Annotated in this window: 13 protein-coding genes; 9 read left to right on the top strand and 4 right to left on the bottom strand. The window is 64.5% G+C overall.

Translation table 11 applies throughout. The annotated features are described in order from the left end of the window. Position 1 precedes the first annotated feature (1 nt). Genes DBIPINDM_RS18885 through DBIPINDM_RS18875 form a run of 3 tightly spaced genes read right to left on the bottom strand, consistent with a single transcriptional unit; the run spans position 2 to position 3,616 of the window. Positions 2 to 1,378, bottom strand: coding sequence for a glutamine synthetase family protein (locus tag DBIPINDM_RS18885; protein ID WP_258588654.1), 1,377 nt, complete (start codon positions 1,376 to 1,378; stop codon positions 2 to 4). 5 nt (positions 1,379 to 1,383) lie between these two features. Continuing rightward, positions 1,384 to 2,667, bottom strand: coding sequence for a glycosyltransferase (locus DBIPINDM_RS18880; RefSeq protein WP_258588653.1), 1,284 nt, complete (start codon positions 2,665 to 2,667; stop codon positions 1,384 to 1,386). A 10-nt stretch (positions 2,668 to 2,677) separates the two neighbouring features. Further along, positions 2,678 to 3,616: a GntR family transcriptional regulator gene (locus DBIPINDM_RS18875; RefSeq protein ID WP_258588652.1), complete on the bottom strand. Its 939-nt coding sequence runs from the start codon at positions 3,614 to 3,616 to the stop codon at positions 2,678 to 2,680. Between the two features lie 234 nt (positions 3,617 to 3,850). On the opposite strand from DBIPINDM_RS18875, the gene DBIPINDM_RS18870 reads away from it, so the two are divergent. The 9 genes from DBIPINDM_RS18870 (at position 3,851) to DBIPINDM_RS18830 (ending at position 12,107) form a co-directional block, all read left to right on the top strand. Beyond that, positions 3,851 to 4,915, top strand: coding sequence for a polyamine ABC transporter substrate-binding protein (locus tag DBIPINDM_RS18870; RefSeq protein ID WP_258588651.1), 1,065 nt, complete (start codon positions 3,851 to 3,853; stop codon positions 4,913 to 4,915). A gap of 360 nt (positions 4,916 to 5,275) precedes the next feature. Then, complete coding sequence (locus tag DBIPINDM_RS18865; RefSeq protein WP_258589298.1) at positions 5,276 to 6,118, top strand: ABC transporter permease; 843 nt, start codon at positions 5,276 to 5,278, stop codon at positions 6,116 to 6,118. After that, positions 6,111 to 6,905, top strand: a complete 795-nt coding sequence (locus DBIPINDM_RS18860) for an ABC transporter permease (protein ID WP_258588650.1) — start codon at positions 6,111 to 6,113, stop codon at positions 6,903 to 6,905. The genes DBIPINDM_RS18865 and DBIPINDM_RS18860 overlap by 8 nt, the downstream gene beginning before the upstream one ends. Then, a complete protein-coding gene (locus DBIPINDM_RS18855; RefSeq protein WP_258588649.1) occupies positions 6,902 to 7,975 on the top strand; it encodes an ABC transporter ATP-binding protein in 1,074 nt (357 codons plus the stop codon). Before DBIPINDM_RS18860 ends, DBIPINDM_RS18855 begins: the two co-directional genes overlap by 4 nt. Positions 7,976 to 7,987: 12 nt before the next feature. Continuing rightward, the gene (locus tag DBIPINDM_RS18850; protein WP_258588648.1) at positions 7,988 to 9,262 is read left to right on the top strand and encodes a glycosyltransferase; all 1,275 of its coding nucleotides are present in this window, start codon (positions 7,988 to 7,990) and stop codon (positions 9,260 to 9,262) included. 235 nt (positions 9,263 to 9,497) lie between these two features. After that, on the top strand, positions 9,498 to 9,848 hold the full coding sequence (locus DBIPINDM_RS18845) for a cupin domain-containing protein (protein WP_258588647.1): 351 nt from the start codon (positions 9,498 to 9,500) through the stop codon (positions 9,846 to 9,848). Positions 9,849 to 9,869: 21 nt separating this feature from the next. Further along, positions 9,870 to 10,211, top strand: a complete 342-nt coding sequence (locus DBIPINDM_RS18840; RefSeq protein WP_258588646.1) for a cupin domain-containing protein — start codon at positions 9,870 to 9,872, stop codon at positions 10,209 to 10,211. Between the two features lie 22 nt (positions 10,212 to 10,233). Beyond that, complete coding sequence (locus DBIPINDM_RS18835; protein WP_258588645.1) at positions 10,234 to 10,578, top strand: cupin domain-containing protein; 345 nt, start codon at positions 10,234 to 10,236, stop codon at positions 10,576 to 10,578. Positions 10,579 to 10,598: 20 nt separating this feature from the next. Continuing rightward, positions 10,599 to 12,107, top strand: a complete 1,509-nt coding sequence (locus DBIPINDM_RS18830) for an aldehyde dehydrogenase family protein (protein WP_258588644.1) — start codon at positions 10,599 to 10,601, stop codon at positions 12,105 to 12,107. Between the two features lie 20 nt (positions 12,108 to 12,127). Here DBIPINDM_RS18830 and DBIPINDM_RS18825 read toward each other — a convergent pair whose 3' ends face one another. Then, on the bottom strand, positions 12,128 to 12,889 hold the full coding sequence (locus DBIPINDM_RS18825) for an SDR family NAD(P)-dependent oxidoreductase (RefSeq protein ID WP_258588643.1): 762 nt from the start codon (positions 12,887 to 12,889) through the stop codon (positions 12,128 to 12,130). Positions 12,890 to 12,899: the final 10 nt, after the last annotated feature.

The raw sequence follows: 12,899 nt of genomic DNA, 5'->3' as shown, positions 1-12,899 counted from the left end.
ATCACACCTTCAACAGCAAATGGTCACGTTCCCAGCTCGTCACCACGCTCTGGAACAGGTCGAGCTCGACGCTCTTGACGCGCAGATAGGTCTGGAAAAAATCCTCGCCGAGCAGCTTCCGCACCGGGTCGCAGGCCGTGAAACGATCGAGCGCCTCCTCCATGGTTTTCGGCAGCGTGCTCTTGATCTTGTAGGCATTGCCCGACGCTTCGGCCGATCGCGCGAGTTTCTGCTCGACGCCGAGATAGCCGGCGAGCAGCGAACCGGCGATCGCCAGATAGGGATTGGAATCGGCGCCCGGCAGCCGGTTCTCCACGCGCCGCGCGGCACGCCCGCCGGCCGGCACGCGCAGGCCGCAGGAGCGGTTGTCGTGCGACCATTCGATGTTGGCCGGCGCGCTGTGGTTCGGCCTTATGCGGCGGTACGAGTTCACGTTGGGCGCAAACAGCGGCATGATCTCAGGCACATATTTCTGCAGGCCGCCGATGAAATGACCGAACATCTCGGTGTCGGCATCATCAGTGCTGGCAAACAGCGCATTGCCGGCTTCGTCGACAACGGACATGTGCAGATGCATCGAGCTGCCGGCCTGAGCCGCGATCGGCTTGGCCATGAAGGTGGCGTGCATGCCGCATTGTTGCGCGGCCTGGCGCGTCAGCCGCTTGAACAGCAGCACCTGGTCGGCCAGCGGCAGCGCGTCGCCATGCAGGAGATTGATCTCCAGCTGCGCCGTGCCCGATTCATGGATCAGCGTGTCGAGCGGCAGTCCAGCGGCCGCGGCATAATCATAGACGCGGCGGATCACCGGCTCGAACTCCTCGAGCGCCACCATGTCATAGGGATGCTGCACGGTTTCAGTGCGGCCATTGGCGCCGACCGGCGCGGTCAGCGGCCTGTCCGGATCGGGATTGGGCGCGGTGAGATAGAATTCGAGCTCCGGCGCCACCACCGCGCGCCAGCCGCGCTGGCGGTAGAGATCGAGCACAGCGCGCAGCACATGCCGCGGCGACGCCATCCATGGCCTGCCGTCCATGTGGAAGGCATCGGCGAAGACATAGGCCTTGCCAGCCCCCGCACCCGGCGCCAGGCACAGCGTCGAGACATCAGGCACCATGCGCATGTCCGGGTCCGAATAGGCAAAACCCTCGTCGATCGAGCCGGAATAGCGGCCGTCGATGCTGACCAGGAAGGCGCTGCTCGGCAGATAAAGCGCACGGTCTTCCAGCGCCTTGAGGAATTTGGCGGTCGGCAAGGCCTTGCCGCGCAGCACGCCGTTCATATCAGGCACCAGGCATTCGACCTCGTTGATGCCGTGCTGGGCCAGCCAGGCCTTGGGGTCGTTGGAGGCTGTGACTGTATTCGTTATCTTGTCAGGCATTTCGTTCATGTCCGTATCAGAGAGAGTATGGCTTGCGCGGCCACGTCCGTTCCGGGTTGCAGCGCCATCTGGGCTGCATTGTCCCTCAGGCGGGCGCGCATGGCGTCGTCGGCCAGCAGGCCGAGAATGGCTCTCTCCAATACTCCTTCGGTCCAGCCGTCACGGCCGATATGGTCGCCGGTGCCGGTTTCTTCGGCGCGGCGCGCATTGTCGTGGCCGTCCCAGCAATAGGGCATGATCAGCGACGGCACGCCGAAGCGCAGCGCCTCGCAAAAGCTGTTGTTGCCGCCGTGATGGATGAACAGGTCGGACTTCGCCACCACCGAGGGCTGTGGAAACCAGGCGTCGAGATAGACATTGTCGGGAACCGCTCGATAGGCATCACGCAGGCCGCCGACATTGACGATGAAGCGCGCCGGCAGCCTGTCGAACACGGCCAGCATGCGCTCGATCAACCCGACATCCATGGCGCCGAGACTGCCGAAGGCGACATAGACCAGCGGCCCGCCATTGCGCGGAAACACCGGCACCTCGAACGGCCCTTCCGAACGCACGCAACCTTCGAGATAGACGAAGCCTTCCGGGTCGAGCGGCACGGCCCGCTCGCGCCGCACGATCGACGGTGTCAGCAGCAGATTGAGGTCGGGCGAGCTTTCCAGGAACAGGCCCTTGGGCAACGGTGCCAGGCCGGCATCCGCGCGAAAACGGTTGAAACGGTCATGCGCTGGCGCCGAGGCCGAGAGATAGCGGGCCTCGAATGCCGCACGTTGCGGATCGTCGGCAGCCATCCCTGAAAGGTAGGGCGGTACTTCCGCGTCGGGCAACTCGGTCTCGGCGCAGGAGACGACGCGCACCCACGGGCAGCCGGCGGTTGCGATCGCCGGGAACATGATGACATTGTCGAGCACCACCGCGTCGGGCTTCAGCCGCGCCAGCAATTGGCGCAGCGGCGCCTCGGCATTGACGGCTGTGTCGACGATCGCCTGCCAGGTCGGCGCGACATAGGTCTCGAGCTGGTCGATCGGGCTCAGCCGGAAATGCGGCAGGTGGCGGCGCACGAAAGCCTGCCAATAGCTCTGGCGCTCGCTGTCGCTCAGCGGCTCGTCGGTCGGCAGCTGGTATTCCTGGAAACCATAGTCGGCAAAGACGCCGGAGAAGCCGGCATGGCAGATGAAGACGGGCCGGGCGCCCTTGGCCCGCAAGGCCTGCGCGATGCCGACGCAATTCAACGCGGCACCGAAGCTTGCTTCGGGAAACAGCGCGATGGTCGGGCTGGCTTTACGCGTCAATTAATCCTCGTCATTCCGGCCGGCTGATCATGCCGAACAGCGCGGGGGCGCCGCGGCTGGCCGCTTGCGGTCGCTGATTGCGGGAGAGCCGCAGGTGGATGCGAAGCAGATCGGCAGCCACCTCATACTGCCGGCTTTCGAGATGGTCGAGTATGTTCAGGTGTTCCAGCAGCGATTGCCGCAGCCGGAAGACGTTGACGCCGGCATAGATGCCCGGCAGCCGGCGCAGCCGCAGATGATCGGCCAGCGCATCGGCGACGAAGCGGTTGGCGGAACCCTCTGCGATCATGCCGTGAAAATCCATGTCCAGCCGCTGGAATTCGCGCGTGTCGAACACGGCATCCGGCAGCGCCGACAATGCGTCCATGCCCTGCCGCAACGCTGCCGCCCGCGCGCCGTCCAGCCGGAAGCCCGGCGTCAGGATCGCCGCGGGCTCAAGCAACAAGCGGAACTCATAGCTTTCGCCTTGCGCTTCCGGATCATCGGGCGTGCGGCGGAAAAGCCAGGACTGGCCGGGCGCACGGTCCAGCAGATTCTCTTCCGTCAGTTTATTAAGCGCTTTTAGTACCGTCTTTCTCTCGGCACTGTAGCGCCGCATCAACCCTGCGGCGGTCACTGTCTGGTCCAATCGCCGCGCCGACCGGTCGCGCAGGATCGCTTCGGCGAGCTCGTCTTCCTCCGCGGCAGGCAATTCGGCTGATATGGCCGACTGCGCGGTAAGGTCGACGGCCAGATGATAGCCGGTATCGGCCTCCCAGCGCACGACGCCCCGTTCCGCCAGCAGGCTGAGCGCGGCCCGCACCGGCGTGCGCGAGACATTGCACAGCGAGGCGATCTGCTGCTCGGGCAGGCGCGTGCCGGGCTCAAAACCGCGCTGGCGCGCCACATCCAGGATGCGCTGCGCCAGATCGAGATGATTGGTGCGAGGTCGTCGGGCTGCGGTTTGCATGACTGGTCTCGGCGGATGGATGGAGCCTTATTGGTTTGGCCGATCACCGGCACAAGCGCAATCGGCCAGATTCCTCGGTCGGTTGACAAATTATGGATTGACGTACTTTTTTCTGCAATAGTACTGTCTGCGCAATCGGCACAAAAAAGACCGAGGGAACGGATCGGAGCAGCGGCATGGGTCGCGCCGGGTCCAAAGACAGAATTCGACGATCAACCGGAATGGGAGTCTGCCATGACCGCTACCAGCCTGCGGCGCCGTGCGCTCAAGGTTTCTTCAATCGCGCTCGGCCTTGCCCTGGCACTGTCGGCGCCGGCGATGGCCGCCGACCTCGTCATCTCCAACTGGGACGGCTACATGGCGCCCGACGCCATGGCTTCCTTCAAGACCGCCACCGGCGTTTCCGGCGAAGTGGTGGTGCACGCCACCAATGAGGAGATCATGGGCAAGCTGATTGCCGCCGGCGGCAAGGGTTATGACGTGGTCTTCGTCTCCTCGCCCTTCGCCGAAGTGCTGAACAAGCTTGGCCTGACCGAGCCCATCGACCACGCCAAGGTCCCCAACCTCGCCAACCTGTATCCCGAGGCAACAAAACTGCCGCACGATGTCGGCAACACTTTCTCCGTGCCCTACACCTGGGGCACGACCGGCCTCTGCTACCGTTCGGATCTGGTGAAAGTAGCGCCGACGAGCTGGAGCGACCTGCTCGCCCCTTCCGACGAGCTGAAGGGCAAGACCACCATGCTGGCGACCGACCGCTGGCTGCTCGCCGCCGGGCAGCTCGACAAGGGCTTTTCAGTCAACGAGACCGACCCGGCCAAGATGGCCGAGGTCAAGGACCTGCTGATCTCGGCCAAGAAAACCCTGCTCGCCTATGACGACACCACCTTCTATTCGAAGCTGGTTTCCGGCGAGGCGCTGATGGTGCAGGCCTGGGATGGCTGGTGCAATTACGGCATCGCGGAAAAACCCGAGATCAAATACGTCATCCCGAAGGAAGGTTCGGACCTCTGGGTCGACACGATGGTGGTGATGAAGGCTTCCGAGCACAAGGACGGCGCCTTCAAGTTCATCAACTTCATGCTCGACGCCAAGAATCACGCCTGGGCTGCACAGAACATCGACTACAAGGTGCCGAACAAGCCGGCGATGGAAAGCCTGCCGGCCGATTTCCTGGCCAAATTCCCCAACATGGCGATGCCGGTGGCCGACCTCGTCAAGTTCGAACAGCTGCGTGACGTCGGCGAAGCCCAGCGCGACTATTCGAAAATCGTCAGCGAGATCAAGGCCGCGCAGTAGGCGGAGTTCCAGCAGCATCTTGGAATTAAGCTTGCGTTCCCTAGCACCCCCCTCTGGCCTGCCGGCCATCTCCCCCTCGAGGGGGGAGATTGGCTGGATCGCGGCCTATCGCCAATCTCCAGCGCAGCGCCCCCTCATCCGGCCGCTTCGCGGCCACCTTCTCCCCGTGGGGGAGAAGAGACTGGCGTCAACGCTGGCGACCTCCTCTCCCCTCGGGGAGAGGTCGGATTGCCCCGAATTGCCCTTCGCAATTCGGTTGGCAATCCGGGTGAGGGGGCAGCTGCCAGGACACCATTTCGATGCGGTTGAGATGATCGGCAGGGGTGCGGCGTGACGCGACCCTCCCGTTCCTCCCTGCTGATGGCCCCGGCGCTGGTCTGGTTGACCGCACTGATGGTGGTGCCGTGTGCGCTGGTGCTGGCGCTCGCCTTCTTCCGGCGCGGCATCTATGGCGGCATCGACTACACCTTCACGCTGGAGAATTTCGGGCTGGTCTTCGACCCGCTCTATGCCGGCATCTTCCTCAAATCGGCCCGCATCGCCGGCACGGCCACGCTGATCGCGGTGGTGATCGGCTATGCTGCCGCCTATGCCATTGCAGCCGCACCGCGCCGGTGGCAGCCGGTGTTCCTGTTCTTCGCCGTGCTGCCGTTCTGGTCCAACTACCTGATCCGCACCTATGCCTGGATCGTGCTGCTCAACCGCGAAGGCCTGATCACCCAGCTGCTGCGCTGGTTCGGCTACACCGGCGAGCCGCCGTCGATGCTCTATACCGAAGGCGCGGTCATCGCCGGCCTCGTCTACAACTATCTGCCCTTCGTCATCCTCGCCTGCTACGCGCCGTTGTCGCGGCTCAACCCGGAACTGGCCGAAGCCTCGCGCGATCTCGGCGCCTCGGCAGCCACCACATTCCGCCGTGTCATCCTGCCGCTGACCGTGCCCGGCATCGCCGCCGGCGCGGTCTTCGTCTTCGTGCTGTCGATCGGCAATTTCGTCACCCCGGCGTTGCTCGGCGGCGGCCGCTTCCAGATGATCGGCAATCTCGTTTACGACCAGTTCCTGACCGCCAATGACTGGCCGTTCGGCGCGGCACTCGCGATGGCGCTGATCGCCATCATGCTGCTGGTGCTGATGGCACAAGCGCTCGCCGCCGATCGCGCCGCGGGCCGTGCTGCACAGACCGCGGGAGGCGCCGATGGCTGAGCGCTCCCCTACCACGCGGCGTACGCTCTGGCTCGTGCTCAGCCTCGTCTTCGCCTTCCTCTACATCCCGATCGCCGTGCTGGTGGCACTGTCCTTCAATGAAGGCGGACTGCCGACGACATGGTCGGGCTTCTCCCTGAAATGGTACGCCTCGCTGGCCCACAATTCCGCGATCCTGTCGGCCGCGCTCAACACCCTGATCGTGGCGGTGGTCTCGACCGCAATCGCCACGCTGCTCGGCACGCTGCTGGCGATCGGCGTCGAGATGCGCCGGCAATATGGCAAGGGGCTCGAAGCCCTGATCTTCGCACCGATGATCATCCCCGACATCGTGCTGGCAATCGCGCTGCTGTCGTTCTTCTCCATGCTCAACCTGACCATGGGCCTGCACACCATCATCCTTGCCCATGTCGTCTTCAACCTCGCCTTCGTCTGCTCGGTGGTGCGCGCAAGGCTGAAGAGTTTCGACTGGTCGATCGTCGAGGCCTCCGCCGACCTCGGCGCCTCCGCGCTCACCACGTTCCGGCGGGTGACCTTGCCGGTCATCCTGCCGGCGGTGATCGCCGGCGCGCTGCTCGCCTTCACGCTCTCGGTCGACGAGTTCATCATCGCCTTCTTCACCGCTGGCGCCGGCCGCGCCTCGACCACGCTGCCGATGCAGATCTACGCCATGATCCGCTTCGGCATCACGCCGGAGATAAACGCGCTGGCGACCATCGTCATGGCGGTCTCGATCACTGCGCTCACCCTGTCGCAGCGGCTTAACAGGGGAATCATCGGCCAATGAGCGAACCGCGCACGCTGCTGGCCATCGATCATGTGTCGAAGACTTTCGGCCGCGTCACCGCCGTCGACGGCATCTCGCTCGATATCAGGGAGAACGAGTTCTTCGCTTTGCTCGGACCATCGGGCTGCGGCAAGACCACGCTGCTGCGCATGCTGGCCGGCTTCGAGACACCGAATGACGGCCGCATCCTGCTCGACGGCAAGGACATCGCGAGAACCCCGCCCAACAAGCGGCCGGTCAATCTGATGTTCCAGTCCTACGCGCTGTTCCCGCATATGAGCGTCCGCGCCAATGTCTCCTATGGCCTGGAGATGGAGCGCTTGCCGGCAGCCGAGATCCGCTCCCGGGTCGATGCGATCCTGGCGACGACCGAACTTGTCCCCTTCGCTGACCGCAAGCCGGAGCAATTGTCCGGCGGCCAGAAGCAGCGCGTCGCGCTCGCCCGCGCCCTGGTCAAGCGGCCCCGGCTGCTGCTGCTCGACGAGCCGCTCGGCGCCCTCGACAAGAAGCTGCGCGGCGCCATGCAGCTGGAATTGAAACGTCTGCAGCACGAGGTCGGCATCACCTTCGTCATCGTCACCCATGACCAGGAAGAATCGCTCGTCATGGCCGACCGCATGGCGGTGCTGAAAGACGGTAAACTTTTGCAATGCGACACGCCGCACGCGGTCTACGAACATCCGGCTGATCGCTTCGTCGCCGACTTCATCGGCGTGATGAATTTCGTCCCGGGCAAAGCCGCCGCCGATGGCGTGACGGCAGCGAACGGCGCGCGCATCGCCGGCAAAGTTCCCGCCGCGCTGTCAGCCGGAGCGCCCGCTGTCGCTTCGGTACGGCCGGAACGCATCCGGCTGTTCCCATCGGCGGAAACCGCGAACCACACAACCGGCACGGTCGAGGCACTGGCCTACCACGGGCTTGATTTGCAACTGCATGTCCGCACGCCTTTGTCGCCAAAACCGTTCCTGGTGCGTGTCACCGCCGACGCGGCCGACCACCGGCCTGTCGCGTCAGGCGATCAGGTCGAACTCGGCTGGGATGCCGCCGATGTCAGAATTTTTGAGGAATAGAGGAGAAGCCTGATGGCGCAGAAGACGATCGCGTTCTTTCCCGAAGCGGCCTACGGCCCGGCGCTCAATTCCGTCGGCATCGCGCAAGCCGTCGAGGCGCGCGGCCACAAGGCAGTGTTCCTGTCGGACCCCGGCTTCGTCGAGGTCTACAGGGGCTACGGCTTTGAGGCGCATCCGGTGAACCTGTCGGAGCCGATGCCGCCCGAGCAGATGGCCAAGTTCTGGGAAGACTTCATCAACGGCCACATCCCGAACTTCCGCAAATCGCCCTACGACCAGGTCGACAACTATGTGAAGGATTGCTGGACGGCGATCGTCGACAGCGCCAAATGGGCGCAGAAGGACCTGCCGCGCGTCCTGGCCGCCATCAAGCCTGATGTGATCTGCGTCGACAACGTCATCCTGTTCCCGGCCATCAAGCAGTACGGCAAGCCATGGGTGCGCGTCATATCCTGCTCGGAAAACGAGATCGAGGATGAGGATATCCCGCCGCACCTCTCCGGCTGCGGCGAGAATGACCATGCCGGGCACCAGCGCTATCGCGATCACTTCAACGCCGTGATCAAGCCGATCCATGACGACTTCAACGCCTTCCTGAAGGCCAACAACGAGGCGCCCTACCCGATCGGCCAGTTCTTCGAGGCCTCGCCCTATCTCAACCTGCTGCTCTATCCCGAAGCGGCGAAATTCAAGCGCCGCCATCCGCTCGACCCGGCAAAGTTCCAGTATCTCGAAGGCTGCGTGCGGCAGGAAAAGCCCTACACTGTGCCAACCTTCGCGAAAAACAACGACGGGCCGCTGCTCTACGTCTCCTTCGGCAGCCTCGGCGCCGGCGATGTCGACCTGTTGAAGCGCATCATCGCGACGCTGGGCAAGACGCGCTACCGCGCGCTGGTCAATGTCGGCGGCTACAAGGACCAGTACACGGACGTGCCCGCCAACGTTATCGTCGAGAGCTGGTTCCCGCAGCCTTCGGTGATCCCCCAGGTCGATGCCGTGATCCACCATGGCGGCAACAACTCCTTCACCGAGTGCCTCTATTTCGGCAAGCCGGCCATCATCCTGCCCTATGTCTGGGACGGCCACGACAACGCCACCCGCGTCGAGGAAACCGGCCACGGCTTCGGCATGCCGCGCTACGACTGGAGCGATGCCGAGCTGGTCGCGAAGATCGAAGCCTGCCTGACCGATCCCAGGATGAAGGCGAAGCTGGCGCAGACATCGGCACAGATGCACGCACAGAACGGGCCGGAGAAGGCTGCGGGGTTGTTGGAGACGTTGCTGTGAGTGCGATGCTTGAGATTCTGAGCCAAGGCACCCCCCTCTGGCCTGCCGGCCATCTCCCCCGCAAGGGGGGAGATTGGCAGCTTCGCCGCCGGTTCTTACCCGGCAACCTTGGTGATTGGCGAAAGCAGAGACGACATCTGATCTCCCCCCTTGCGGGGGAGATGTCCGGCAGGACAGAGGGGGGTGCCCTGGCGCAACATGTCAACATCAGGCATCGCGCCACCGGAGCACACTCATGACCTCCTCCGCCCCGCACCTCCACCAGGCCTCAACCCGCACCGATCTCGTCGACTGGGGCGCCCAGCCCGATGCACTGGCAGGCGCGTCGCATTCCACCGGCAGGCTGGTGCACAAGGGACCCAACAACCAGCCGGAATCCGGCATCTGGGTGTGCACGCCGGGCCGCTGGCGGCTCTCGATCCCGCGCGACGAATTGTGCCATTTCGTCGCCGGCCGGGCGACCTACCGGTCGGATGTCGGCGAAGTGATAGAAGTGTCGGCCGGGATCGTGGTCTTGTTCCCCGCCGGCTGGACAGGCGAATGCACCGTGCATGAGACCATGCGCAACGTCTACATGCTGGCCTGAACAGCAACGGAGCTACACGACATGTCGACACCGCACTGGCCAAAGGCCTCGGCCGTGGAACTGGAGGATTGGGGCGCGGGCAGCAACACGCTTGCCGGCGCGCCGCGTGCTTCGGGCCGGATCTTGTCGCAGAACCCGGACGGATCCAGCGAATGCGGCCTGTGGTCCTGCACGCCGGGCACCCGCAAAGTCACCTTTGCCGCAGACGAGTTCTGCCACTTCCTGTCAGGGCGCGGCAGCTATGTCCGCGACGACAGCGAAGAAATCCCGGTCGAGGCCGGCACGCTGGTGTTCTTCCCCGCCGGCTGGACCGGCATCTCCATCATCACGCAAACGCTGACCAAGGCCTTCATGTGCCGGTAGGCCCCAGTTCAAGGAAATCGATATGACCACGCCGATCATGCAATCCCCCTTGGCCATCACCGACCTCGTCGACTGGGGCGTCATCCCGACCATGATCGAGGGTGAGTCCCATACTTCGGGCAAGCTGCTCTACAAGGGACCGGAAGGCCGCTCCGAATGCGGCCTGTGGGTCTGCACCCCCGGCAAATGGCATTGCCACGTCACCCGCGACGAATTCTGCCACTTCCTCGAAGGCCGCTGCACCTATCTGCATGAGTCGGGGGAAGTGATCGAAATCGAGCCGGACACGGCAGCCTTCTTCCCGCAGGACTGGAAAGGCGTCTGCACCGTCCACGAGACCATCAAGAAGGTCTACATGATCCGCTGAGCGGGTCCGAGAGGATGTCCATGCATTTCGCCCCTGACCGGCCGGCGTTCTTCGTCAATCCGGACTACCGGCCGATGGCCGGCGCGACAGAACCGGTGATCGACCCGGCGACATTGGAAACGGTCGGCGCCATCACCGCCGCCAGCGACGGCGAGATCGACGCCGTGCTCACCGCCGCGACCAGGGCGCAAGCCGCCTGGAAAAAGCTCGACGCCAAGAGCCGGGCAAAGCACCTGCACGCCGTCGCCAACGCCATCGAGGCGGCTGACTTCACCCGCTGCGCCGAGCTGATGGTGCGCGAGATGGGCAAGCCGTATCCCGAAGCGATCGGCGAGATCGCCAATTGCGCGCCGATCTTCCGCTACTATGCCGAGATGGCGCGCGACGACGCCGGCAAGATCGCCGGCACGACGCAGGCCGGTTCGTTCCAGTATGCGCGCTACGAACCCTACGGCGTCTCCGTCCACATCATGCCCTACAATTTTCCGATCCTGCTGATGTGCTGGACCGTCGCCGCATCGCTCGCCGCCGGCAACGCCTGCGTCATCAAGCCGGCCGAGGCGACGACGCTGTCGACATCAGACTACATGGCCGTGTTCCGCTCACTGCCCGAGGGTCTCGTCTCGTGCCTGCCCGGCGGGGCGGCCACGGCGCAGGCTCTGATCACTTCGGATCGCACCCACGCCGTTGCCTTCACCGGCTCGGTCGCCGCCGGCAAGGCGGTGGCTGTCGCCTGCGCCGAACGCATGAAGCCTTGCGTCATCGAGGCCGGCGGCAGCGATCCGATGATCATCAGCGAACACGCGCCGCTGGAGGTCGCGGCGGCCGGCAGCGTCACCGCTGCCTTCCACCTCACCGGCCAGGTCTGCACCTCGGCCGAGCGCTTCTTCGTCGTCGATGCCGTTCATGATCACTTCGTCGAATTGTTTGCCGAGAGGACACAGGCGCTGCGCATCGGCAACGGCATGGACAAGACCGAGATCGGCCCGCTGGTCAGCGAGGCCGCGCGGACAAAGGTCATGCGGCTGGTCGACAATGCGATCGCCAATGGCGCCAAGGCGATCACCGGCGGGCGGATTCCGCCGGCGCACAATGTCGGCTGGTTCTACGAGCCGACCATCCTGACCGGCGTCACCCCTGACATGGCCATCGTGCGCGAAGAGTGCTTTGGCCCGGTTGCCGCCATCTGCCGGGTCAAGGATTTCGACGAGGCGATCCGGCTCGCTAATGACAGCCCGTTCGGGCTCGGCGCCTCGGTGTTCACCACCGACTTGGCCGAGGCGCATGAGGCGGCCGAACGGCTCGAGGCCGGCATGGTCTGGGTCAACAACCCGCTGATCGACAATGACGCCTTGCCCTTCGGCGGCTGGAAGGCATCGGGCCTCGGCCGCGAGCTCGGGCGGCAGGGGCTAGACGCCTTCCGCCGTTCCAAGATGGTCATCATCGACCACAAGCCGGCAATCCAGGATTGGTGGTACCCCTATCCTGACAGCTGGTTCCGCGAGACCGGCGGCCGCAAGCACGTGTAAAGCAAGGCCGAGACGCCGCCTCAGCCGATGCTTTCGCCGCCGTCGATCACCAGCGCCTGGCCGGTCATGAAGGATGACCGGTCGGAGACGAGGAATAGGATCGCCTCGGCGATCTCCTCTGCACTGGCCCAGCGTCCCATCGGGATCTTGGTGCGGACATAGGTTTCGATCGCCTCGCGGCCGCCCATCTGGGCGATGAACGGTTCATTGAAAGGCGTGTCGACCCAGCCCGGGCAGAGCGCGTTGACGCGGACATTGTGGCGGGCATAGTCGAGCGACATCTGCCGCGTCATCGCCACCACGGCATGTTTCGATGTGGCGTAGGCGATCATCTCGCGGTCGTAGAAGACGCCGGAATTGGAAGCCGTGTTGAGGATGACGCCACCGCCTTGCGCGACCATCGACGGCATGACGATCCGCGCCGCCAGGAACTGCGCCCGCACATTGACCCGCCAGGAGGCATCCATGCCTTCGGTCCCGACCTCGGTCAGCGTGCCGCCGACCTGGATGCCGGCGTGATTGTGCAGGATGTCGATGCGGCCATATTTGCCGAGCGTGCCGGTAATCAGCTTGTCCACCGCCGCGTCGTCCGAGACATCGGTGGCAATCGCCTCCGCCTGCCCACCCGTCGCGCGGATGTCGGAAGCCGCCGCATCGCCTGTGGCCTGATCCCTGTCGGCGATGACGACCACCGCGCCTTCCCTGGCCATGATCATGGCGCCGGCGCGTCCGATGCCGGAACCGGCGCCTGTCACCACGGCGATGCGGTCTTTGAGGATCATGATGCGGCTT

Origin of the sequence: Mesorhizobium sp. AR02, assembly GCF_024746835.1 — a bacterium.
GTDB lineage: Bacteria > Pseudomonadota > Alphaproteobacteria > Rhizobiales > Rhizobiaceae > Mesorhizobium.
This window is presented reverse-complemented; position numbering and strand designations above follow the sequence as displayed.